20 protein-coding genes, 1 tRNA gene and 1 other RNA gene are annotated in these 23,189 nt (G+C 38.1%); 12 read left to right on the plus strand and 10 right to left on the minus strand.

All coding sequences use genetic code 11. The annotated features are described in order from the left end of the window. Nucleotides 1-6 precede the first annotated feature (6 nt). The 6 genes from H6541_06745 to H6541_06770 all read right to left on the minus strand — a co-directional run bounded on the left by H6541_06745 (nucleotide 7) and on the right by H6541_06770 (nucleotide 5,802). The gene (locus H6541_06745; protein ID MCB9015480.1) at nucleotides 7-585 is read right to left on the minus strand and encodes a D-sedoheptulose 7-phosphate isomerase; all 579 of its coding nucleotides are present in this window, start codon (nucleotides 583-585) and stop codon (nucleotides 7-9) included. 72 nt (nucleotides 586-657) lie between these two features. After that, nucleotides 658-1,680, minus strand: a complete 1,023-nt coding sequence (locus tag H6541_06750; GenBank protein MCB9015481.1) for a dehydrogenase — start codon at nucleotides 1,678-1,680, stop codon at nucleotides 658-660. Between the two features lie 12 nt (nucleotides 1,681-1,692). Next, nucleotides 1,693-3,072 carry a DNRLRE domain-containing protein gene (locus tag H6541_06755; GenBank protein MCB9015482.1) on the minus strand — a complete coding sequence of 460 codons (1,380 nt, stop codon included), beginning with the start codon at nucleotides 3,070-3,072 and terminating at the stop codon, nucleotides 1,693-1,695. Nucleotides 3,073-3,102: 30 nt separating this feature from the next. Beyond that, nucleotides 3,103-4,236: a glycosyltransferase gene (locus H6541_06760; GenBank protein ID MCB9015483.1), complete on the minus strand. Its 1,134-nt coding sequence runs from the start codon at nucleotides 4,234-4,236 to the stop codon at nucleotides 3,103-3,105. Between the two features lie 37 nt (nucleotides 4,237-4,273). Beyond that, nucleotides 4,274-5,209, minus strand: a complete 936-nt coding sequence (locus H6541_06765) for a glycosyltransferase (GenBank protein MCB9015484.1) — start codon at nucleotides 5,207-5,209, stop codon at nucleotides 4,274-4,276. Nucleotides 5,210-5,235: 26 nt separating this feature from the next. Beyond that, nucleotides 5,236-5,802, minus strand: coding sequence for a DUF4199 domain-containing protein (locus H6541_06770; GenBank protein MCB9015485.1), 567 nt, complete (start codon nucleotides 5,800-5,802; stop codon nucleotides 5,236-5,238). A 99-nt stretch (nucleotides 5,803-5,901) separates the two neighbouring features. Between H6541_06770 and ffs the strand changes: the two genes are divergently transcribed. The 9 genes from ffs to H6541_06815 all read left to right on the plus strand — a co-directional run bounded on the left by ffs (nucleotide 5,902) and on the right by H6541_06815 (nucleotide 12,801). Further along, nucleotides 5,902-6,001: signal recognition particle sRNA small type (gene ffs, locus H6541_06775), an RNA gene on the plus strand. Nucleotides 6,002-6,050: 49 nt separating this feature from the next. Then, nucleotides 6,051-6,662: a threonylcarbamoyl-AMP synthase gene (locus tag H6541_06780; protein MCB9015486.1), complete on the plus strand. Its 612-nt coding sequence runs from the start codon at nucleotides 6,051-6,053 to the stop codon at nucleotides 6,660-6,662. After that, nucleotides 6,659-6,997, plus strand: coding sequence for a cupin domain-containing protein (locus H6541_06785; GenBank protein MCB9015487.1), 339 nt, complete (start codon nucleotides 6,659-6,661; stop codon nucleotides 6,995-6,997). Before H6541_06780 ends, H6541_06785 begins: the two co-directional genes overlap by 4 nt. Nucleotides 6,998-7,119: 122 nt before the next feature. Beyond that, nucleotides 7,120-7,192 (plus strand) — tRNA-Lys (locus tag H6541_06790). A gap of 190 nt (nucleotides 7,193-7,382) precedes the next feature. After that, complete coding sequence (locus H6541_06795) at nucleotides 7,383-8,708, plus strand: UDP-glucose/GDP-mannose dehydrogenase family protein (protein ID MCB9015488.1); 1,326 nt, start codon at nucleotides 7,383-7,385, stop codon at nucleotides 8,706-8,708. A 103-nt stretch (nucleotides 8,709-8,811) separates the two neighbouring features. Continuing rightward, complete coding sequence (locus H6541_06800) at nucleotides 8,812-9,750, plus strand: SDR family oxidoreductase (GenBank protein ID MCB9015489.1); 939 nt, start codon at nucleotides 8,812-8,814, stop codon at nucleotides 9,748-9,750. Between the two features lie 9 nt (nucleotides 9,751-9,759). Next, complete coding sequence (gene rfbD, locus H6541_06805) at nucleotides 9,760-10,620, plus strand: dTDP-4-dehydrorhamnose reductase (protein ID MCB9015490.1); 861 nt, start codon at nucleotides 9,760-9,762, stop codon at nucleotides 10,618-10,620. Further along, on the plus strand, nucleotides 10,607-10,996 hold the full coding sequence (locus H6541_06810) for a GxxExxY protein (GenBank protein ID MCB9015491.1): 390 nt from the start codon (nucleotides 10,607-10,609) through the stop codon (nucleotides 10,994-10,996). The genes rfbD and H6541_06810 overlap by 14 nt, the downstream gene beginning before the upstream one ends. A gap of 59 nt (nucleotides 10,997-11,055) precedes the next feature. After that, nucleotides 11,056-12,801, plus strand: a complete 1,746-nt coding sequence (locus H6541_06815) for a phospho-sugar mutase (protein MCB9015492.1) — start codon at nucleotides 11,056-11,058, stop codon at nucleotides 12,799-12,801. A 59-nt stretch (nucleotides 12,802-12,860) separates the two neighbouring features. Here the strand turns inward: H6541_06815 and argF are convergent, their stop codons facing one another. Together argF and arcC are read right to left on the minus strand one after the other, a co-directional pair. Continuing rightward, the gene (gene argF / locus H6541_06820; protein MCB9015493.1) at nucleotides 12,861-13,862 is read right to left on the minus strand and encodes an ornithine carbamoyltransferase; all 1,002 of its coding nucleotides are present in this window, start codon (nucleotides 13,860-13,862) and stop codon (nucleotides 12,861-12,863) included. Between the two features lie 35 nt (nucleotides 13,863-13,897). Further along, on the minus strand, nucleotides 13,898-14,842 hold the full coding sequence (gene arcC, locus H6541_06825; protein ID MCB9015494.1) for a carbamate kinase: 945 nt from the start codon (nucleotides 14,840-14,842) through the stop codon (nucleotides 13,898-13,900). Nucleotides 14,843-15,046: 204 nt separating this feature from the next. Here arcC and H6541_06830 point away from each other — a divergent pair, with 204 nt between their 5' ends. Then, nucleotides 15,047-15,937, plus strand: a complete 891-nt coding sequence (locus H6541_06830; GenBank protein MCB9015495.1) for a DMT family transporter — start codon at nucleotides 15,047-15,049, stop codon at nucleotides 15,935-15,937. Here H6541_06830 and H6541_06835 read toward each other — a convergent pair. Both H6541_06835 and H6541_06840 read right to left on the minus strand, forming a co-directional pair. Then, nucleotides 15,932-18,751: a response regulator gene (locus tag H6541_06835; GenBank protein ID MCB9015496.1), complete on the minus strand. Its 2,820-nt coding sequence runs from the start codon at nucleotides 18,749-18,751 to the stop codon at nucleotides 15,932-15,934. The two genes, H6541_06830 and H6541_06835, sit on opposite strands and share 6 nt — an antisense overlap. A 31-nt stretch (nucleotides 18,752-18,782) precedes the next feature. Next, on the minus strand, nucleotides 18,783-20,786 hold the full coding sequence (locus tag H6541_06840) for a PAS domain S-box protein (protein ID MCB9015497.1): 2,004 nt from the start codon (nucleotides 20,784-20,786) through the stop codon (nucleotides 18,783-18,785). Nucleotides 20,787-21,013: 227 nt separating this feature from the next. On the opposite strand from H6541_06840, the gene mtaB reads away from it, so the two are divergent. After that, nucleotides 21,014-22,309, plus strand: coding sequence for a tRNA (N(6)-L-threonylcarbamoyladenosine(37)-C(2))-methylthiotransferase MtaB (gene mtaB, locus H6541_06845; protein ID MCB9015498.1), 1,296 nt, complete (start codon nucleotides 21,014-21,016; stop codon nucleotides 22,307-22,309). A gap of 34 nt (nucleotides 22,310-22,343) precedes the next feature. Then, a complete protein-coding gene (locus tag H6541_06850; GenBank protein MCB9015499.1) occupies nucleotides 22,344-23,150 on the plus strand; it encodes an inositol monophosphatase in 807 nt (268 codons plus the stop codon). Nucleotides 23,151-23,189: the final 39 nt, after the last annotated feature.

The following is a 23,189-nucleotide window of genomic DNA, read 5'->3' on the forward strand; positions in this document are numbered from 1 at the left end:
AACATGTTAGCGAGGGAATAATTTTGCTTCAACCAATTCGCAAATGATATGGCCAACTGTAATGTGCGATTCCTGAATTCGTGGGGTATCTTTTGAAGGAATATTTAAGAGCACATCAGATAAATCCTTCATTTTACCACCGGTTGCACCAGTGAAGCCAATATTTATCATACCCAGTTCCCGGGAAGTCTGCATTGCCTTAAGAATATTGGAAGAATTTCCAGACGTAGAAATTGCGACTAAAACATCTCCTTTTACACCCTTTGCTTTAACCAGTCTTGAATAAACTTCATCGTATGAATAGTCATTGGCAACTGCTGTCATATAACTTGAGTTAACATGCAACGCTTCAGCATCTAAGGGGCTTCTGTCATAATAAAACCTTCCTGAAAATTCAGCTGCCAGGTGCTGGGCATCTGCAGCACTTCCACCATTTCCACAGAAGAGTACTTTTTTGCCATCCACAAAGGCCTTCACAATTACGTTGACAGTTTCCTCAATACGATTTAACAGCTGCGTGTCTTCCATTACTGATTTTTTTACATCAACAGAAGATTGCAGTATTTCTTTGATACGATTTTGCATTGAACTTCAATTTTGCGGCAAAAGTAATTAAAACTCACCTTCCGGGGAGGTACAATCAATAAAAATCACAGATTAGATAGTCCAGGTGGTAAGCCCGACGGTAGTAAAATCATAACGTTTAGACTCGCCACCATACTTTTTGAGTGCATCAATCACATATGACCTTGACTCACCCGGGCAATAAAAAATCATAAAACCTCCGCCCCCAGCACCACTAATTTTCCCGCCTGAAGCACCATTTTTGCGGGCTGTTTCATAAATATCATCCAGCAATGGATTGGTAATTTCATCTGCCATCTGTTTTTTAAAAGTCCACCCAAAATCAAGAATTTCTCCAATTCGGTCAAGATCACCTCTAAGCAAGGCTTCCTTCATCATAACCGATTGTTTTTTGAGTTGATGCATGGCTTCAATAGACTTTACATTATTGCTGATAACATTAGCTGATTGAGCCTCAATGATTTTTGAAGAGAATCGACTGGTTTGCGTATAAAAAAGCACCAGATTATGCGCCAGTTCATTCAGATAAATATCTTTAATTCGCAAAGGATTAACAATGACTTTATCATTAGCAGAGAACTCCATAAAGTTAACTCCACCAAAAGTGGCAGCATATTGGTCCTGCTTTCCACCAGCCATTCCCAGGTCATTTCTCTCAATTTCGTATGCAAGCCTGGCTAAGTCATACTCACCCAAGGGAAGTTTAAGCCATTCTGCAAAAGCACCCAGGATGGCCACAACGAGCGTTGAAGAAGTTCCTAATCCAGAGCCTGCGGGAGCATCAACGCGGGTTGAAAGTGTAAATGACAGCGGTTGATGACTGAAATCCTTAACAATGCGGTTGTAAATCCCTCTGTGAAGATTTAAAATACCATTGACTGGCAGAGATTCCGCTTTTTCAAATTCGTAGTACTCATTCTTATCTATTGAATGAAATACAATTTTCCCATCAGTTCGAGGAACGATAGTAGCATAAGCATAAAGGCTTATGGTAGCGTTTAAAATTGCGCCCCCGAAAAGGTCGGAATAGGGTGATACATCAGACCCTCCCCCTGCAAGTCCTATTCTAAGTGGTGCCTTACTTCTGTAAATCATTGAATTCTAAACCTATTTTTTATTACATAGAATGACTTTTTGGTTTAAATAGCCCTGGTCAGTCAAGAGAAGAACAGTATAAATTCCATTTGCAAAACCAGACAAATCGAATTGAACCCCTGCAGCACTATTTAAAGAAGTAAAATCTCCATGTTCGAAAACCAACTTTCCGTCCATTCCTATAACCTTTAAACTTTGAAAATTTACAGGATTTCCACCCTTGGTAACATTAATTATACCATCGGTGGGACTAGGAAATATATTTACTTGCTTTTCAACACTTTGAGCATCTATACCCAATGCTGATGATCTAACAGTATCGCAAAAAGTCAACAAGTTACAATTATTTGACACGGTTAAACATACTAAATACGCTCCATCAGAATTATATTGATGTACGGGTTCTTTCAAATAAGAATAAAAGCCATCGCCAAAATTCCAGGTATATTGTGCTTCTGGATCATTTAACATTGGGACAAATGAAACAGAATTTTGATAATTTTGAAAACTAAATTGTGCGTCCACTAAACTACACACATTCACGGAATCGCAAGTAGTTATTGTATCACAACCGTTACTCGCTGTAAGACAAACATTATATTTCCCTTGAGTTTGGTATGTATGAACAGGCTCTAAAAGACTTGAATAAAAACCATCACCAAAATCCCACCAATAATTGGTATTATTTTCAGGAATAAGAGTAAAACTTACTTCTTTCGGCATACCTGTTAATGAAAAAGCAAAACTGGGATCTGGTGTTACACAAGAAATGAACTCTATTTCCAATAATGGTCTCTTGGATGGGTCAATGTGATTACTTGAAGCAAATACTAATGAGCTATATGTCTCCTCCTCCAACAGTTTCATTAAAAAACCATAATTTTTTTCCGGGTTTTTATGGAAATAGTCTATTTGATTAGTCACATCAATATTAAGATAATCCTGAGTTTTATATTGCGACTGAGGTAAGATGATTGAATTCGCTAAAGTTGTTGAGGGTTGATCATCCCATTTTGTTTGATATTGATCCCAATCAGAAGTTATCATTAACAGATACGATGAATTATTTCCGGCATGCAATTGTTGATGTCCTGAGGTTGTATTACAAAAAAGTGACAATCTTGCACCCAATATTATTGAACCTGATGGAATTGCTGAAAGATCGAACTTGATTAAACTTCTTTGAATAAATGCACCCAAATTTACTGTCCATGCATTCGCAATAAAATCATCATCATGCCAGATTGGAAAATCCATATCTGTCCTAACTTCAGCATCATAGCCATCTTGAGGACCAGGCCGGATTGCAATGCTTTCCACATTTTGAGCCTTCGTTTGAACGCCCAATAAAATAAACAATAGCCCAATAACAATAGGTTTCAGGGATTTCATATTGAAAATTTATTAATATTTATACTAAAATTAAAATTTCTCAATCACATCCAATAATCCATTCCATGAAAACCTATCCCTTTCGATTTTCACATTTTCAATGAATTCATTTTCCCGTTTTTCATTATAATATTTATAGATAGCCTCCCTTATAGCAGCTGGGTTAGGATTAACAACATATCCAACTTTCCCATCTGGTATCATTTCGGAAAGACCTCCAACATTAGTAGTAATCATAGGTTTTCCAAAATGATAAGCAATCTGTGTTACTCCACTTTGAGTAGCATGCTTATACGGTTGTACAACGATGTCGCAAGCACAAAAATACAAATAAACTTCAGTATTCGGAATAAAATTAGTTCTTAATTCAATATAATCTTCTAATTCATATGTTTTAATTAAATTTAAGTACCTATCCTCATTACCATAAAATTCGCCTGCAACAAGAAGTTTCAAAGATAAATCCTTGATCTTATTGTCATTAATTGCTTCTAACAATAAGTCAAGTCCCTTATAATCACGAATAAATCCAAAAAACAATAAATATTTTTTATCCAGATCAAGATTCAGTCGGTTCTTTGCCTCATCTTTAGAAATTGAGTCACCGAAATTATCATATAGGGGATGCGGATAATATACTTTGGGTTTCTTTTGATCAAATTTACCTAAATCTTGTAGAACTGCTCTTGACATAGCAATGAATGCATCAACTGAATTAACAAAATACTTAACAAGTGGTATATCACCCATTCTTTTCTCATGTGGTATAATGTTATCTGTAATTGCAATAACCCTGGTTTTACTTTTCCATCGTAAAATCCTACAAATAGTCCCCAAACAAGGTGACATAAAAGGAAGCCAAAACCTGACAACAACAAAATCAGGCTTTAATCTACTAATTTCCATCGCTGTTAGTACCCAATTTACTGGATTAATAGAATTAATCCTTACTCGTATATTAAGATTTTCTGGTGGAGGTTCATTAGAAAACTGAGTAGTTCCAGGGAATAAAAATGATGGATATTGCAAACTAAAAGTAAAAATTACAACATCTTCACCTCGCTCCATAAATGCTTTAGCTAACCGTTCATTAAACGTTGTAATCCCTCCCCCTCTCAGCGGATAAGCAGAACCAATTATAACAACTTTCTTTTTGGGTTGCATCAATGTATTTTATATGCTTGTATTTCAATCAGTTGATTTAGCTTTCTTCTTCAACCAGATAATGGTTGCGATCACTCGAGCTTCTGCTTATTAATTCTCCTAAAAATCCGGCAAGAAATAGCTGAGACCCTAAGACCATGGCTAAAAGACCAAGGTAAAAAAGTGGTCTTTCGGTCATTTTGTAACTGGCTAAGAATATCTTGGCATAAGCCAAATATCCTCCTATTGCAAATCCTGCCATAAATAATGCTGTGCCGAGTGTGCCAAAAAGATGCATTGGCTTTTTACCAAAGCGTGAAACAAACATGATTGAAACAAGGTCGAGAAATCCATTAATAAACCTTTCCCAACCAAATTTAGTTACTCCGTATTGCCTTTTTCGGTGAACAACCACTTTCTCGCCAATATTTTTAAATCCGGCCCACTTGGCTATAACAGGTATATATCGATGCATTTCACCATATACTTCAATGGCTTTTACTACCTCGCGACGGTAAGCTTTCAAACCACAATTCATATCGTGAAGTTTTATGCCTGACATACGCCGGGTTGTTGCATTATATATTTTTGAAGGGATATTTTTAGCCAGTTTTGAATCATAACGCTTTTTTTTCCAGCCTGAAACCAAATCAAAACCTTCCTCCTTTATCATTTTAAAAAGTTCAGGAATTTCATCCGGGCTGTCCTGCAAATCTGCATCCATGGTGATAACAACATCTCCCAGTGCTTTTTCAAACCCTTTATTCAAGGCTGCCGATTTCCCATAATTACGTCTGAACTTGACGGCTCTGATATATGGATTTTCAGTTTGCAGTTTTTTCACCACTGCCCACGAATTATCACTACTCCCATCATCTATAAGAATAATTTCATACGAAAGGTGATGGGTATCAAGCACACGGTTAATCCATGAGCACAATTCAGGCAAAGATTCCTCTTCGTTATACAGAGGAACTACAACAGAAATATCCATTTATTCAGTAATTGCTTTAGGTAAGGTTATTGATTGAAAGCTCCATCAAAACTTTCATCATTTTTTTTAAGAAAAATTGACACAATAAGCGAAATTATTGTCCCCCAGAAAGCCATCGAAAAAACACTCATGATTGCCGAAAAAACAGGATTCATAAATTTTCGTGTCATCACCATTGCCTGATCTATCTGCTCATCAGTAAGCCCTTGATCAACCAATCTTTGTTCAGCCATTTCAGCCATTTTTTCTAACTGACCCGGATCAAAATAGCTAAAAAACAAGTAAACATAAATAGCCATAATAATCCCTACAACCACACTAATAACAACTCCGGTTCCCAAACACCGGCCATAAGAGAGAAAACCACCCGAATGCTTGTCACGAAATTGTTTGATGCCCATGATTATTCCGGCAATCAAAATCAGAAATGTAAGATATTGAACCTTGCTGCCCGGATCAACATCAAGTGAGTAGAACAACAATGAAGCTAGTATATAGGCTCCACCTGTTAAAAGTCCATAAACCAATGCGTTTTTAAACAAGGTAACACCTCCCTGGGGCTCATTCTGGTTATTCTCAATGTTCGCTTCCATAGTTTGTGGTTTTGATTTGTGCAAATGTAAGAAATATGTATTGTTAATAAAAATGGCCTCAACATTTGGAACTATCGGTATTTGTTGTATTTTTGCAGCGGGTAAGTCTTATACGACCAGCTCCTTCAGAACTCCCCCAGGACAGGAATGTAGCAAGGGTATGAAGTTGTAGCGGTGCGATATAAGTAGCTTACCCTTTTTTTATTTGATTAAAGCAATATTGCTTATTTTTGCTCAAAAAGACGCAAATGTTGCTAAAAATTTACCCTGAAAACCCCAACCCCAAACACATCCGTATTGTAACTGAATGCCTTATGGATGGCGGTATCATTATTTACCCTACCGACACTGTTTATGGAATGGGATGTGATATCTTTAAATCTAAAGCTATTGAACGGATTGCTCAGTTTAAAGGTATCAAAGTAGAAAAAGCCAACTTCTCATTTATTTGCAATGATTTAAGCCAGCTTGCCGATTATAGCAAGCCTATCAGCAATGAAGTATTCAAATTAATGCGAAAAAACTTACCCGGCGCTTTTACTTTTATTCTTAATGCCAGCAATAATGTCCCCAAACTGATTCAAAGTAAAAAGAAGACCGTTGGTATTCGAATTCCTGACAATAATATCCCACTCGAAATTGTGAAAGAGCTGGGGCACCCGATTATGTCAACTTCCATTCATGATGATGATGAAATAATTGAATACACTACTGATCCTGAGCTCATTTATGAAAAGTTCAACAGTATTGTTGATATTGTTATTGATGGAGGATATGGCGATAATGAACCTTCAACCGTGATTGATTGTACTGAAGATGAAATAATTATTGTGCGTGAAGGGAAAGGAATTCTGCGATGAACCTGCCTGAAAAGAATAACATTTTTAAGATTAAAAGTTCACCTGCGCCAGGGACAGAATCTTTTGAGACCATCGTATCAGGCAGTACTTTTATTGAAAGAATTGTATCATGCGAACACAACACACCTGAAAACCAGTGGTATGATCAGGATAAAGACGAATGGGTTATCCTGCTACAAGGCAATGCTTCAATACTTTTTGAAGATAATTATACTGAGAGTTTGACTGCCGGAGACTATTTGTTTATACCGGCTCATATTAAACACAGGGTCACTTACACTAGTAAAAACCCTCCATGCATATGGATTGCAGTGCATGGTCACTTTTCTCAATAAAAAAAATCAACTTTTAACATTCTGTACATGAATATATTAGAAAATGATGTTATTTTTTTTTCAGAAAATATTTGGAAGTAATGATTAAAGCTGTACTTTTGCAGTCCCTTAATCACAACAACGATTCCGTAGCTCAGCAGGTAGAGCACATCCCTTTTAAGGATGGGGTCCTGGGTTCGAGCCCCAGCGGGATCACAAAAAAAGTCCGGTTTTTCCGGACTTTTTTATTTTCCACCCTCTTCTCATTCTAAAGAGCTGATTTTCTTTGAGGCTCTGGTTGCTTCGTCCTTTTTACGCTAAAAATTACCACAAATTTTCATTGCAAATACGGTTACTTATTGATACATTTGCTCATTAAGACTATAAAATAAGAAAAACGAACTATATGAAAATTACAATCGTCGGAACAGGTTACGTAGGACTCGTAACAGGAACTTGCTTTGCTGAAGTTGGTATCAATGTGGTTTGCGTTGACATTGATGAGAAAAAAATAGAAAATCTAAAAAAAGGAATTTCACCTATTTACGAACCTGGTCTTGACGGGATGATAGCCAGAAACGTTGAAAAAGGCAGGCTGCATTTTTCAACAGACCTTCCCTCAACGGTGAATGACTCGGACGTAATTTTTATTGCTGTAGGAACTCCACCTGATGAAGATGGAAGTGCAGATTTGAAATATGTACTGGATGTTGCCAGAACCATTGGACAACATATGGAAAAGCATATGCTTGTTGTTACAAAGAGTACTGTTCCCGTAGGAACGGCAAAAAAAGTCAGAAATGCCATACAGGACGAACTTAATCAAAGAGGATTGAGCATTGAATTTGATGTGGCTTCCAATCCTGAGTTTTTAAAAGAGGGGGATGCAATCAGCGATTTCATGAAGCCCGACAGAATAGTTGTTGGTGTTGAATCTGAAAAAGCAGAGGATATCATGTCAAGACTTTATAAGCCTTTTACTTTAAATGGCCATCCTATCATTTTTATGGATGTTCCTTCTGCTGAAATGACAAAATATGCTGCAAATGCCATGCTGGCTACCAAAATCAGTTTTATTAATGATGTAGCCAATCTTTGCGAAATTGTTGGCGCAGATGTTAACATGGTTCGCAAGGGAATAGGCAGCGACCAGCGTATTGGCCCCCGCTTCATTTATCCGGGCATTGGTTATGGTGGCTCATGCTTCCCAAAAGATGTGAAAGCCCTTATTATGACAGCCGACAAGGTTGGCTATCCCATGAGAATTCTTAAAGCCGTTGAATACGTAAATGAAGACCAAAAGTCAATACTATTTAACAAATTCATGAATTATTATGATGGGAAAGTAAAAGGACTTACAGTTGCACTTTGGGGACTCTCATTCAAACCTCAAACTGATGACATGAGAGAAGCTCCGGCGTTGGTTATCATTGAAAAATTGCTGGCACAGGGTTGTAAGGTAAAAGCTTATGATCCGGTAGCAATGGAAGAAACCAAGCGTAGAATTGGCAATTCTATTGAATATTGCAAAGACCAGTACGAAACGGCTATGGATGCCGATGCCATTTTGCTTTTAACAGAATGGACAGAGTTTCGTTTCCCGAACTGGAATGTTATTAAAAAACTTGTCAAAAAACCAGTGGTTTTCGATGGCAGAAACATCTATGACCGTGGAGAACTTCAGGGAATGCAGTTTGATTATTTCTGCATAGGAGTTAACACCAATAATTAATTGAATAAGTTCGCCATAAACTTAAAAAGAGCCGGGAATAAAAATGCTTGTATAGCGTAAATCTATTCCGGCTCTTTTCCATAATTTTAATTCTGACAATAGAATGAAAAAAAAGATACTAGTTACAGGTGGTGCAGGCTTTCTTGGATCACATTTATGTGAACGCCTTCTGAACGAAGGGAATGAAGTTGTCTGTCTTGATAATTACTTTACTGGTCAAAAAAGCAATGTAGTACATCTGCTTAAAAATCCATACTTTGAGATGATAAGGCATGACGTTACTATGCCATTTTTCATTGAAGTTGATGAAATTTACAATTTAGCCTGTCCGGCCTCTCCTATTCACTACCAATACAACCCCATTAAAACGGTAAAAACATCTGTTATGGGAGCTGTGAATATGCTTGGCCTGGCTAAAAGAATAAAGGCTAAAATATTACAAGCCTCTACAAGCGAAGTATATGGCGACCCCCAAATTCATCCTCAAACAGAAAGTTATTGGGGCCACGTAAATCCGATTGGCGAAAGAGCCTGCTATGACGAAGGAAAGCGTGCTGCCGAAACCTTATTTGTTAATTACCACAAACAAAACGATGTTAGAATAAAAATCATCAGGATATTTAACACCTACGGCCCCAGAATGCACCCGCATGACGGAAGAGTAGTTTCTAATTTCATTGTTCAGGCTTTAAAAGGTGAAGATATAACAGTTTATGGCGATGGCAGTCAAACAAGAAGCTTTTGCTATTATGACGATTTACTTAACGGAATGGTGAAACTGATGAACACCGGTGATGACTTTACCGGCCCTGTAAATGTGGGTAATCCTCATGAATTTACCATTCTAGAACTGGCCGAGAAAGTTATTAAGCTTACCGGCTCAAGTTCAAAGATTGTAAAGAAACCACTCCCATCAGACGATCCTCTTCAACGGCAACCCGACATTTCACTGGCAAAAAGCAAGTTAGGTTGGGAACCAAAAGTTGAGCTCGAAGAAGGCCTGATTAAAACAATTGAATATTTTAAAGGAATCGTAAAGTAAACTTTGGGCATGCAAAAAATACTTGTAACCGGCAGCAACGGTCAATTGGGTAATGAAATCAAACTTCTGAGTAATGCACTGCCTGACACTGAATTTTTATTTACTGACTTCCAGGAATTGGATATAACTGACTTAAGAGCAGTAAAACAAACAGTTACCAATTTCAAGCCAAACTGGATTATTAATTGTGCTGCATACACAGCTGTAGATAAGGCTGAGCTTGAGCCGGAAAAGGCGAAAATGCTCAATGCTGTTGCGCCGGGATACCTGGCCGAAGCAAGTACTGATTCGGGAGCAAGAATGATTCATATTTCTACCGATTATGTATTTGACGGACGCAATTACAAGCCTTACAAAGAAGATCACACAAAAAACGCTGCAGGCATTTACGCAAAAAGCAAGTCAGAAGGCGAAGATAATGTAATGAAGTATTGTGCATCTGCCATTATAATTCGCACCTCATGGCTATATTCAGCGTATGGAGCAAATTTCGTGAAAACTATCAGACGTGTTGGAAAGGAAAAGGGCTCGTTGAATGTTGTGGCCGATCAGATTGGCTCTCCAACATGGGCTCACGATCTTGCATTTACGGTATTAAAGCTTATTGCCATGGATGCAGATGCTGGAATTTACCATTATTCCAATGAAGGCGTATGCAGCTGGTACGATTTTGCTCAGGCCATTATTGAACTATCAGAGATCAAATGCGAGGTAAAACCAACTGATACAGCAGGCTATCCCCTACCTTCGCCCCGGCCTTTTTACAGTGTTCTTGACAAATCAAAAATTTCAAATTTAACCGGACAATCTATTCCATACTGGCGCGACAGCCTCAAAAAATGCATAGCTTTGCTGAATGAACAGAGCTGAGTTGAACAGATTGCATACCAAGGTTTTTGAAGCCGCATCCGACGTTTTTTCTGAAATCGGACCCGGACTAGATGACCAAATTTACAAATCGTGCCTGATGCATGAGCTTAGATTAAAAGGACTCATGTTTAAACGCGATGTAGCATTTCCGGTTTTTTACAAAGACATTAAAACAAACCATGAAATTAAAGCCGAAATACTTGTTGAAAATCAAATGTTTATTGAATTGACCAATTCTCCTGAAATTACCCTGCTTATGATAAGCCGTTTGCAATCAAAACTTAAAATTGCCGGGAAAAGACTGGGAGTCATCATTTCATTTAATGTCAACAACATCACCGAAGGCTATAGAAAAGTAGTGGTAAATCAACCTTAAACCTGAACTTCAGAGAGTGTTAAGTGTTTTTTGAAGTACCAAATTAAAAATCAATCATTATGACCATTCAGGACGTTGACCCCAAAATTATTGAAAAAGCCAATATCTGGCTAAATGGAAACTATGATAAGGAAACCAAAGATGCAGTAATGGATATGATTAATCATGATCCTGCTGAGTTGGTTGAAAGTTTTTATCGCGATCTGGAATTTGGAACCGGCGGCCTCAGAGGTATTATGGGCACAGGCTCTAACCGGATGAACAAATATACTGTAGGAGCAGCAACCCAAGGGTTTGCAAACTACCTGAAAACCAGTTTTTCAGAATTAAAACAAATCAGCATTGCCATTGCCTGCGACTCTCGCAACAACAGCCAATATTTTGCCCGTATCGCTGCCGAAGTGCTTTCAGCAAATCAGATAAAGGTTTTTCTATTTGAGAGCCTGAGGCCTACTCCTGAACTTTCTTTTGCAGTCAGGGAACTAAATTGCCAGGGAGGCATTGTAATTACTGCCTCGCATAATCCTAAAGAATATAATGGGTATAAAGTCTATTGGAATGACGGAGGACAACTTGTTCCGCCTCACGATAAAAATGTTATAACCGAAGTTTTCAAGATATCAGATGTTAACGACATTAAATTCAATGGCAATGAAACCCTCATAACCATGATTGGGAAAGACATGGATGAGAAATATCTTAACATGATAAAATCACTGTCACTGGCACAAGAAGAAATAGCACGCCACCATGATTTAAAGATCGTGTACACTCCTATTCATGGAACAGGTGCCATGCTCGTACCGGAAGCATTAAAAAGATTTGGTTTTGATGCTGTACATACTGTTGACGAACAAATGACACCTGACGGAAACTTCCCTACTGTTCATTCGCCAAATCCGGAAGAAAAAGCAGCAATGGCTATGGCGCTTGAAAAAGCAAAATCTATCAATGCTGATTTGATTCTGGCTACCGATCCTGATGCCGACCGTGTCGGACTTGGGGTTAAAGACTTAGACGGGAACTACATTTTGCTGAATGGAAATCAATCAGCGTCCCTGCTTATCTATTATTTAATGAAACAATGGAAAGCAAAAGGAAAAATTACAGGGAAAGAGTTTATTGTCAAAACAATTGTAACTTCTGAATTATTAAAAGACATTGCGCTTGACCATGGTGTTGAATCATTTGATGTATTAACAGGGTTCAAATACATTGCAGAAATTATCCGCAAACTTGAAGGTCAGCAAACATTCATCGGAGGAGGTGAAGAAAGTTACGGATACCTGGTTGGTGATAAGGTGAGAGATAAAGATGCGGTTATGGCTTGCTGCATGCTCGCCGAAACTGCTGTTTGGGCCAAAGACAAAGGATTAACAATGTATGAGATGCTGGTTGACATTTATCATCAGTATGGATTTTACCTTGAAGATCTGATTTCTATCACAAAGAAAGGAAAATCCGGCGCTGAAGAAATTCAGCAAATGATGCAAAATTTTCGCAACGATCCTCCTCGTCAGATTAGCGGCCAGGAAGTTATACTTGTTAAAGACTATAAATTTCAAAAAGCATATAACCTCAAAGATGGCACTAACAGCATTATAGATTTGCCATCTTCAGATGTTTTACAGTTTTTTCTCGCCAGTGGAAGCAAAATAACGGTTCGCCCTTCAGGAACTGAGCCTAAAATCAAGTTCTATTTTGGTGTAAAAGGTTTACTTGCTGATAAAAAGCAGTTTAAACAAATAAACAACCAGATGAGCGAGCAGCTGCAGGAAATCATAACATCAATGGGGTTAAGATAATCCTTCAAAATGAGCATAAAAAAAGCGGCTTAAAGCCGCTTTTTTTATGCTTGTAAAAATTAATTTCCAAGAGTTGCAACCATTACAGCTTTAATTGTATGCAGGCGATTTTCAGCCTCGTCGAATACAACAGAATTGGGCATTTCAAACACCTCATCAGTAACTTCCATTGCTTCGAGACCATATTTCTCAAAAATTTCCTTTCCAATAGCTGTTTCTTTATCATGAAAAGCTGGCAAACAGTGCAGGAACTTCACATTTGGATTTCCGGTTTTCTTAACAGCTTCCATGTTTACCTGGTATGGAGTAAGCAACTTGATGCGTTCAGCCCAAACTTCAGCCGGCTCGCCCATCGAAACCCATACATCAGTGTAGAGAAAATCAACGCCTTTAACACCCTCATCAACAGATTCGGTAAGTGTAATCTTAGCGCCGGTTTCTTTTGCAATTTCGCGGCACTGAGCAACCAGAGCTTCATCAGGCCAGCAAACTTTAGGAGCAGCAGCACGAAAATCCATTCCCATTTTGGCAGCACCAACCATCAATGAATTACCCATATTGTTGCGGGCATCTCCCAGATAGCAGAAAGCCACCTGACTCAATGGTTTATCGCTATGTTCAGTCATTGTTAAAAAATCGGCCAGAATCTGGGTTGGGTGAAATTCATTGGTAAGCCCGTTCCAAACAGGAACACCAGCATATTTACCCAGCTCCTCAACAATATACTGACCATAGCCACGATATTCAATTCCATCATACATTCTGCCTAAAACGCGGGCTGTATCTTTCATTGATTCTTTTTTACCCATTTGAGAACCTGAAGGGCCTAAATAGGTAACGTGGGCACCCTGGTCAAGAGCTGCCACTTCAAAAGCACAACGTGTGCGGGTTGAATCCTTTTCGAAAAGCAAAACAATATTTTTTCCTTTCAGGCGCTGCTGCTCAGTGCCAGCATATTTTGCCTTTTTAAGGTCAGCTGAAAGCTGTAGCAAATGTTTTATCTCTTGAGGAGTAAAATCAAGCAATTTCAGAAAATTGCGGTTTCTTAAATTAAATGCCATGATAATTAGTTATTTAGGTTTGTGTTATAAATACGTTAAACAATTACTACGCGGGTTCCGCCATTGTCAATTCCAAGTTTTTCAGCGCTTGTAATTATCGCATCTTTACCGGTTCCTTCAACAAAGTTAATGGCAGCTCTTACCTTTGGCGCCATACTACCCTCGGTAAACTGACCTTCTTTTAAAAGCTTGCGGGCTTCTGAAATAGACATTTTATCAATGGCTTTTTCCTGAGGGGTATTGTAATTGATACAAACTTTAGGCACATCGGTAAGTACAAAGAATTTATCAGCACGAATCTGCACAGCCAGAAGTGATGATGCCAAATCCTTATCAATAACAGCGTCAATACCTTGTAATTTGTTTTCACTTACATAAAACTGAGGAATTCCTCCTCCCCCAACAGCAATAACAATCTGACCAGCCCTGGCAAGTGTTTCAATGGATTTTTGATTACTAATTACCAAAGGTTTGGGACTTGCTACAACCTTGCGATAACCTCGTCCACGCGGGTCTGCAGCAAATTTTGCACCGGTCTCAGCCGAAATTCTTTCAGATTCTTCCTGAGTGTAATAAGGACCAACAGGTTTGGTTGGATTTTCAAATGCAGGGTCGTTTTTATCAACAAGAACCTGAGTAATAATTGAGATAATATCGCGCTCCAAATCATTGGCTTTCATTACATTGCGCAGTTGCTGCTCAATCACATAACCAATAAATCCCTGTGAATATGCAACAGCAATATCAAGTGGCATATCGGGCAAGCCATAAAGTTTGTTCCCTGCAGTATTTGAAAGCAGAATATTACCTACCTGCGGACCATTACCATGTGTTACTACTATATCGTAGTCAGCTCTGATAAGAGAGAGAAGGTGTTCTGCCGTTTCATAAGCATTGGCTTCCTGATCATCAATGGTTCCTTTTTGGTCGCTTCTTAACAGGGCATTTCCGCCCAGCGCCACAACAGCTAATTTTTTCATAAAAAGTCTTACAAGTTTATTTTGCTGCAAAAATAGTCAGTTTTAGCAGATTTCCAAGACTGCTTTAAAAAGGTATTATTTATATAATACACATCTAATTAAGTACTTATAAAAACATCATTACAGGTTTTTGCCCGCAATTCATGAAGATTTGGAATACTTACACCAAAGCTCAGGAGCAATTGCTAATTTTGCAAAATGAAAATGCACAATAAAGCCTATTTACTGGCTATTCTGGCGGTTTTGCTATGGTCTACAATAGGCTCGGCATTTAAAATTACGCTTGAATATTTAAATTATGTTCAGATACTTTTACTGGCCTCATTTGTTGCATCATTGTTTCTGGCTTTACAGTTGACTTTTGCAAAAAAGTGGAAATCAGTCAGAAATGTTTCCTTAAAATCTATTGGCTTTTCAGCCATCATGGGTTTTCTAAATCCATTTGCCTATTACCTTATACTTCTGAAAGCTTATTCTCTTTTAAGGGCGCAGGAAGCAGTAGCACTCAATTATATCTGGCCAATGATTCTGGTGTTGCTTTCAGTCCCTTTTCTCAAACAGCGAATCAGTTGGCTAAATATAGCCTGCCTGGCTGTCAGTTTCTTTGGCACACTCATAATAGCAACTTCAGGCAAACCGTTTAGCCTCGATTTATCAAGTCCTGTTGGCACCGGCTTAGCCTTATCCAGCTCTTTTTTTTGGGCTGTGTATTGGTTGCTCAATCTTAAAGATACCCGTGAAACTGACGAAAAACTATTTCTAAATTTTTCATTTGGGTTTTTATATACATTTATCTATTGTATTGCAACATCAAATCTTGTGATTCCCGATTTAAAAGGAGGTTTAGGGGCTGTTTATATCGGATTATTTGAAATGGGGGTAACTTTTACAATTTGGTTAAATGCATTAAAATTTGCAAAAAATACAGCGGTAGTCAGCAATCTGGTTTATCTGTCACCTTTTCTGTCACTTATTATCGTATCTTTTGCAGTAGGTGAAAAAATTATGCTTTCAACCATAACAGGCCTCGCTTTAATTATTGGAGGCATCGTAATTCAGCAATTCACGCAAACTGTAAAAAGCAAAAAGTTATAAGTACTGGCTGATGGTGCTGATTAAAAGCGATGGACGAATAGGTTTTGCCAGATAAGCATCACATCCAGCATGCTGACTTTTTTCCTTTTCACCCATCATGGCATAGGCAGTTTGTGCTACCACAGGCAAAGCTGGTCTGATGAGTTTAATTTGACGAGTTACTTCATAACCATCAATACCCGACAGTTGGACATCCATAAGAACCAAATCAATATTATGATTGTTTCGCACAATCTCAATGGCATCTTCACCTGTTTTTGACCATAAAAGTTCTGCTCCCGAACGACGCAGGGTAGCAGCTAAAAACTGAAAATTTGACTCTACATCTTCTACAATCAAAATTGTTTTATCGACCCACTTACCTGTGGTTGAAGCTATATTGTCAATTATTTGATTATCCATTGCTTTGGTATTCTGAAATATTACCGGTAAAATTACTGAAAATAATGAACCATGGGGTTGTAATAACTCATAAGTTACTTCGCCATTCAGCAAATTTACAATCTTTTTAACAATATTGAGCCCAACGCCCATTCCTGTATATTTTCTGTCAACACTGTCATCCAGTTGTCTGAACCTTTCAAATGCCATCTCTACCATATCTTCAGGAATACCAGGTCCGGTATCTTTAACGTAAAATCTGATTTTACCTTCGATTGATAAATCATAACCCAGCTCTACAAAGCCTTCAGTAGTAAATTTAAATGCATTGGTTAACAATTGGTTGATAACCTGGCGGATTCGCTGACGATCTGCTGTAATATAAAACTCTTCCGGATAAAGGGGTTTATTTAATTTGAATTCAATCTTTGAGGTTGAAATTAAGCCGGACAATTGGCGAATAAAACTATCAAGAAACTCTTTGACTTCAAATTCATAATTTACCAACTCAACAGAACCCGATTCAATCTTTGAGATTTCGATAATATTGTTAAACTGATATAATAAATTCCGAGAATTTTCAAAAATCTGTCCGCTGTAGGCATTTCTCATCTCTTCCGACAAGCCTGATTCAGAAATTAAGGCTGCAAAACCGACAATGGCATTTAAAGGAGTGCGCACCTCATGAGAAATATTTGATAAAAATGCGGTCTTTAATTTATCTGATTCTTCTGCTTTTATTTTGGCCTGGGCAATGGCTTCAGCTGAAGCATTCTGAAGTGTAAAATCCTTAATAAATGCCCCAACATGCAATAAATTATTGATGTATATGGGAAATGCTGTCACTTGTAATACTTTTCGTTGCTCATCAATAGAAACATCATACTCTTCAACCACAACAATTTTATTCATTATAAAATTATTGAAGGTATTAAAGAACATATGTTTCAGATATCGTCGCAATGATTCTTTTTTCCCTTCAATTTCAGCGAGCTCAAACTGAATTTCCCATACCTGTCTGCCTTTGGCAATTTCAGGAGAAACCCCGGAAATGTTATATGCTGCAGAATTCCATTCAATCACCACTCCATTCGAATCAACAATTATAACACCATCGGCAGACTGTTCTATAAAACTCCTGAATTTCAATTCATTTTCGCGCAACTCATCTTCTTTGCGCTTATTGTCAATAGCCAGACCAATCTGATTAGAAACAAACTGCATGATATCCAAATCTGAATCGGTAAAAACATCTTTTTGCTTATAACTTATCAGCACCAAGGCTCCTATCACCGATTTACCGCTCTTCAGCGGCACTCCTAAGTATTGCTGAATTCGATTATCAAAAGCATTGATAACTCCCTGATTCAACAGGGATTTAATCTCCATGTTCGATTTAAGAATAGCTTGTTCACTTTCAATAACCAGCCCGGTTAGCGAACGATCCGCCAGTAATGGGGACATATTTTCAAATTCATCAATTAAAAAAGGGATCTGCAGTACACCGGTTCTATTATCTTTAAGAATTACTCTGAAGTTAGTTGTATCAATGACTTTTGAAAGCTCTACCCTGATATTCTGCAGCAATTCAACCAGGTCATTGGTTAGCATGACAGCATTTGTAATATTATAAACAACCTGCTGTAGTCTTTCACTTCTGATTCTGCCGGAAATATCTTCAACAATATGGATAAATCCTGAAATAGAACCCGATTCATTATGAGTTGGATAGCTTCTCAGGTGCGCCTCAAATGTTGAGCCATCAGAGCGAATGCCTCTTGTAAAAAGTTCAGATGGCATTGATAAAGCAGGATTGTAATCTTTTTCATCGGTGCCCAAAATGCTGAGAGTGGGTTCGTATAAATCACTGAACTTTAGCCCAACCATTTCATTTTTAGAGTAGCCAAACATTTTTGCCTGAGTACTATTTACCATGATAAGATTGAATGCCGCATCAACTCTTGCAAATCCAAGTTCAATATTTTCGACCAGGGATCTATAGTTTTCTTCTGATTGTCTGAGTGCATTTTCAGCTTGTTTACGGCGCGCTTCATCTGCCATGCGGCCAATTGCCCCCTTCACCGACATGGCTAAACGATTATAATGCTGTGGCGATTTCAGAATATAGTCATCAAGTCCTATTTTCATTGCCATAACAGCCACCTCTTCACTTCCGGTACCTGTAAACATGATAACCGGCAATAAAGCTTTCACCGACCTGATTTTTATCAGAATTTCAATACCTGTTGTCCATCTGAGCTGATAATCTGTAATCACTATATCAAAGTCAAGTCTGGACAGTGCGGCATTGAAATCATGATTATCTATTATTTCCTCTACATCAATCACAAACAACTTGCGTAGCTCTCTGATAATAAGCATTCTATCATCAGGATTATCATCAATGAGCAATACTTTCAACAAATCCGGCATACACTTGCTCCTTCTATTATTAACTTATAATTCAACGATTTACAACCTTTTCTGCAGCAGGCAAAATAACCTTAAATGTACTGCCCTGGCCTGGTTTTGATTTTATTTGAATCTGACCACCAATTCTTTCTAACCCTTTCTTCACGATTGTCAGTCCGATACCTGTTCCGGGATAGCTTTCAATGCCATGCAGGCGCTCAAAAACATTGAATATTTTTTCCTGATAGATTTTGTCAATACCAATGCCATTATCTTTAACACAAATCTCAACATTATTCCCTGATTCTCTGCTAAAAATTTGAATCTTAATCTTTTTGTCCTTTTGTGTAAATTTTATGGCATTCGAAATCAAGTTAGTAAAAATCTGAATCAAAACCGGCGAATGAGCGACTACCAAAGGCAATGGATAATCAAGTACAATGTTTACTTTTTTCTCTTCAATTTCATGATTCAGATTTTTTATCGCCTTTTTAATGGTTTCCTCTGTATCAACAGGGGCAAGTTTAACATCCAGACTGCTCAATCTCGAATACTCAAGAAGATCGTTTATCAAAGTTTCCATTTGGGAACCTGCATTGCAAATCCTTTTTATATAAAGTACACCATCTTCATGAATATCTTTTGAATAGTCCTCAAGCAATGCCATGGCAAAGCCCTGCATGGCTCTTAAGGGCGCTTTTAAATCATGCGAAACAGAACGGGCAAAACGATCAAGCTCTTCGTTAATTTCAAGTATTCGCTCGGTTCGCTGTTTCACCAATCCTTCCAAATGAAACCGATACTTTTCTAATTCAGCCTGAGCCGCCTTAAGTTCTGAAAGATCATAAAATGAACTAACCATGCACTTTTCGGCATTTAATTCAAATATTTCGGCAGAAAACATGCCTTCAAGTTTCTTCTCACCTATCTTAAAATAAGAAAGCTCAAGATCTTCAATCCGGCCATCTTTTAATAACATTTTCGTCAGGTGGCTTCTATCTATAGATTTGAGCAATCCCAGCTGGGTTGATTTTCGCCCAACAATTTTATCATGAGACAGCCCCAGCAGGTTCGCAAATCTGTTATTGATATCATAAACCAAACCATCTCTGATCCTTGAAATCAGCATCAGATTGGGACTGTTGCGAAATGCCTTTTGAAATTTAATTTCACTCTCTTTCAAATCTTGCTCAGCCATTTTTTGTTCCGTAACATCGCGGCCAACAGCAAAAATGGCAGTTACTTTTCCTTTTTTATTTATTATTGCCTTGTTTGACCATGCCAGCCAACGCCATCCGATGGCAGTTTTGGCTCTTTGCTCATGGTAACTTTTATGCGGATAATTCACCAGCGATTTAACGGAAGCGGCAGTAACAGCTCTATCGTCCTGATGCACCAACGGCATAAACTTGCGCCCTAAAAGTTCATGTTCTTCCATCCCAAAAAGCTGACAATATGAAGGACTGACAAATAAAAACCTTCCTTTATCATCAACTTTAACAACCAAATCATTTAAATTCTCAATAATTAGCTGGAAATCTGCATTAACACCAACAGAATTTTTGCTATTGAACTTTAATACATTGGAAAATAAATCAGGAAGTGTTCTGGATAAAACACCATGCAAATCTGTTTCAACAATGCTTGCCAGATAATAGGGAATACGGTCGATATGAATAGTCACAATACAGAGATTCAATGCATTGTCGGGTTGTGGCTTATTTTTATACTCAATGGCCCTGGGGTAACGAAACGGGATTGAAACAAAGGATTCAGCATTTTCTGTATTTGATTTCAGCCTTGTAAGGGCATTCTTTATTACCTGCTCAGCGCCAGCATTCCCTGTATAGCAATTTCCCAGGATTTCCAGCTGAGGAGTATGTTGATTTTTTTTAATTATCCAAACGCCATAAATGCCATCAAATGAAGCAATACAATCACAAATACCAGCCCAATACAGTTCATGTTGCTGACCCTGGGCTAAATACGAATAACAACGATTAAGCCATGTAGTTAACCTGACAGAAAATTCAACAGAAACACCCTGAGTATTCATTAAATAAAATCTACATTTTTATTAAACATAAACAAAAGTACAATATAAATATCATTTTATCAAATTTCAGCGCTTTATCCCTAAATTTTATTTTTATTGTTGGAGCCTACTGATGATTTTGCCTGAATCAAAGAAAAACATCAACAGTCAAAAGTCATTTTATTTTCATTCTGCCCTATTGGGTTTCATTACAGCTTAAAAATAACAAATGAGTTATCTTTGCAGCGATGAAAAAGAAGAAAATCGCATTCCATACTTTCGGTTGTAAACTCAACTTTGCCGAAACATCCGCTATATCAAGAAAATTTCATGAAGATGAATTTGAATCAGTTGATTTCAAGGACGAAGCGGACATCTACGTTATACACTCATGCACCGTTACAGCACAAGCAGAGCGTAAATGCAAAGCAGCCATCAGGCAGGCTGTAAAAAGAAATCCGTCAGCATCAATCGCTGTTATCGGGTGTTTTTCGCAGCTGAAGCCCGATGAACTCAGAAAAATGAAGGGTGTGGATATTGTTTTAGGCAACAGCGATAAATACAGACTTGCTGATTATATTGAGAATCTCGGTGAAGTTCAGCCTGCATCAACCGATGATAAACTAAAATCTTCAAAGGTTTTTGAGCCCGGATTTTCGGCCAATGATCGCACGCGTTCGTTCTTTAAAGTTCAGGATGGATGTGATTATTTTTGCACTTTTTGCGCTATCCCATATGCCAGAGGACGAAGCAGAAGCGCCACTATTGCACAAACACTGGAAGTAGCAGGGCAAATTGCCACTTCAGAAATCAAAGAAATTGTTCTAACTGGCGTAAACATTGGCCACTTTGGCATACAGCATGGCGAAACCTTCCTTGACTTACTGAAAGGCCTTGAGAAAGTTGAAGGCATCGATAGAATCAGAATTTCTTCAGTTGAACCCGAGCTTCTCAACAAAGATATAATTCAGCTTGTGGCTGATTCCGAAAAGTTTATGCCTCATTTTCACATTCCGTTGCAATCAGGCACCAACAGGATTTTAGAGCTCATGAAAAGAAAATATAAACGAGAAGTATTTGCCGACCGCGTAAATACCATTCATAAGCTGATGCCACACGCCTGTATTGCCGCTGATGTCATTACTGGATTTCCGGGTGAAACCGGGGATGATTTTGAAGACACCTATGAGTTTATCAAACAATTGCCCATTTCCTATCTTCATGTTTTCAGTTATTCCATTCGCCCGGGAACAAAAGCAGCTCTCATGGATAACCAACTGAGTGAGAGTGAAAAGCAAATCAGAAGCCGGAAACTTCATCAGCTTTCTGACATTAAAAAGAATGAATTTTATCTGGCCAATCAGCATTCCATCAGATCAGTGCTTTGGGAATCTGATTACCAGGATGGATTTATGCATGGATTTTCCGACAACTATATCAGATGTAAAAAGCCAATAGATGAAAATGCAGTAAACTCTGTACAAATAGTCAGGCTCTCACACCCGGATCAGGATGGAATTTATATAATTGAACCCGTTATCTGATATTATTCACTATTGCTTTTTATAAAAATTATCCATGATAAATTACTATGAAATTTGCCTGAAGGTTTGTGAAATCAGCAGGCAAACCGGACAATTTATAGCTCTGGAAGGAAGCAAGTTCAACACTTCACTGGTTGAGCAAAAAGGACGTCACGACTATGTGTCATATGTTGACAGAAGCGCTGAGGCACAAATTGTCAATAAACTACGGGAAATTCTTCCTGAGGCGGGCTTTATTGCCGAAGAAGGCACTGCCAGCAACAAAGGCGAGATCTACAACTGGATAATCGATCCACTTGATGGTACCACCAACTTTGTGCACGGAGTTCCTGTTTACAGTATTAGCATTGCACTTATGGAAAATACCGATATTGTAATGGGTGTCGTATATGAAATAAACCTCGACGAATGCTTTTATGCGTGGAAAAACGGCAAAGCAATGTTGAACAATAAAGAGATTCATGTTTCGGAATCAGATAATTTTGACAAAGCACTTCTGGCTACCGGGTTTCCGTATTACGACTACGGTTATTTAGATGCCTATCTTGAAGTATTTAAACACTTTATGCAACACACCGCTGGTTTAAGACGTTTAGGTTCTGCAGCTGCAGATTTAGCCTATGTTGCCTGCGGACGCTTTGAAGGATTTTACGAATACGGACTTAATCCGTGGGACGTAGCTGCAGGAGCCTTTATTGTTGAGACCGCCGGAGGAAAAGTAACAGATTTTAATGGCGAAAAAAACTACATTTTTGGTCGTGAACTCATCGCAGCCAGCAAAACCATTCATCCTGAAATTCTATCTGTGATCAAACAATTATTCAAAGGAATATCATCCTGATAATTGCACACCATTTTCTTCATGAAAATTACGCGGATA

Source organism: Lentimicrobiaceae bacterium (assembly GCA_020636745.1).
Classification (GTDB): Bacteria; Bacteroidota; Bacteroidia; order Bacteroidales; family Lentimicrobiaceae; genus Lentimicrobium.

Bases quoted from the DNA above. Each gene is read 5' to 3' on its own strand.
- H6541_06745 (MCB9015480.1), bottom strand. From the start codon at position 585: ATGCAAAATCGTATCAAAGAAATACTGCAATCTTCTGTTGATGTAAAA.
- H6541_06750 (MCB9015481.1), bottom strand. From the start codon at position 1,680: ATGATTTACAGAAGTAAGGCACCACTTAGAATAGGACTTGCAGGGGGA.
- H6541_06755 (MCB9015482.1), bottom strand. From the start codon at position 3,072: ATGAAATCCCTGAAACCTATTGTTATTGGGCTATTGTTTATTTTATTG.
- H6541_06760 (MCB9015483.1), bottom strand. From the start codon at position 4,236: ATGCAACCCAAAAAGAAAGTTGTTATAATTGGTTCTGCTTATCCGCTG.
- H6541_06765 (MCB9015484.1), bottom strand. From the start codon at position 5,209: ATGGATATTTCTGTTGTAGTTCCTCTGTATAACGAAGAGGAATCTTTG.
- H6541_06770 (MCB9015485.1), bottom strand. From the start codon at position 5,802: ATGGAAGCGAACATTGAGAATAACCAGAATGAGCCCCAGGGAGGTGTT.
- H6541_06780 (MCB9015486.1), top strand. From the start codon at position 6,051: ATGTTGCTAAAAATTTACCCTGAAAACCCCAACCCCAAACACATCCGT.
- H6541_06785 (MCB9015487.1), top strand. From the start codon at position 6,659: ATGAACCTGCCTGAAAAGAATAACATTTTTAAGATTAAAAGTTCACCT.
- H6541_06795 (MCB9015488.1), top strand. From the start codon at position 7,383: ATGAAAATTACAATCGTCGGAACAGGTTACGTAGGACTCGTAACAGGA.
- H6541_06800 (MCB9015489.1), top strand. From the start codon at position 8,812: ATGAAAAAAAAGATACTAGTTACAGGTGGTGCAGGCTTTCTTGGATCA.
- rfbD (MCB9015490.1), top strand. From the start codon at position 9,760: ATGCAAAAAATACTTGTAACCGGCAGCAACGGTCAATTGGGTAATGAA.
- H6541_06810 (MCB9015491.1), top strand. From the start codon at position 10,607: ATGAACAGAGCTGAGTTGAACAGATTGCATACCAAGGTTTTTGAAGCC.
- H6541_06815 (MCB9015492.1), top strand. From the start codon at position 11,056: ATGACCATTCAGGACGTTGACCCCAAAATTATTGAAAAAGCCAATATC.
- argF (MCB9015493.1), bottom strand. From the start codon at position 13,862: ATGGCATTTAATTTAAGAAACCGCAATTTTCTGAAATTGCTTGATTTT.
- arcC (MCB9015494.1), bottom strand. From the start codon at position 14,842: ATGAAAAAATTAGCTGTTGTGGCGCTGGGCGGAAATGCCCTGTTAAGA.
- H6541_06830 (MCB9015495.1), top strand. From the start codon at position 15,047: ATGCACAATAAAGCCTATTTACTGGCTATTCTGGCGGTTTTGCTATGG.
- H6541_06835 (MCB9015496.1), bottom strand. From the start codon at position 18,751: ATGCCGGATTTGTTGAAAGTATTGCTCATTGATGATAATCCTGATGAT.
- H6541_06840 (MCB9015497.1), bottom strand. From the start codon at position 20,786: ATGAATACTCAGGGTGTTTCTGTTGAATTTTCTGTCAGGTTAACTACA.
- mtaB (MCB9015498.1), top strand. From the start codon at position 21,014: ATGAAAAAGAAGAAAATCGCATTCCATACTTTCGGTTGTAAACTCAAC.
- H6541_06850 (MCB9015499.1), top strand. From the start codon at position 22,344: ATGATAAATTACTATGAAATTTGCCTGAAGGTTTGTGAAATCAGCAGG.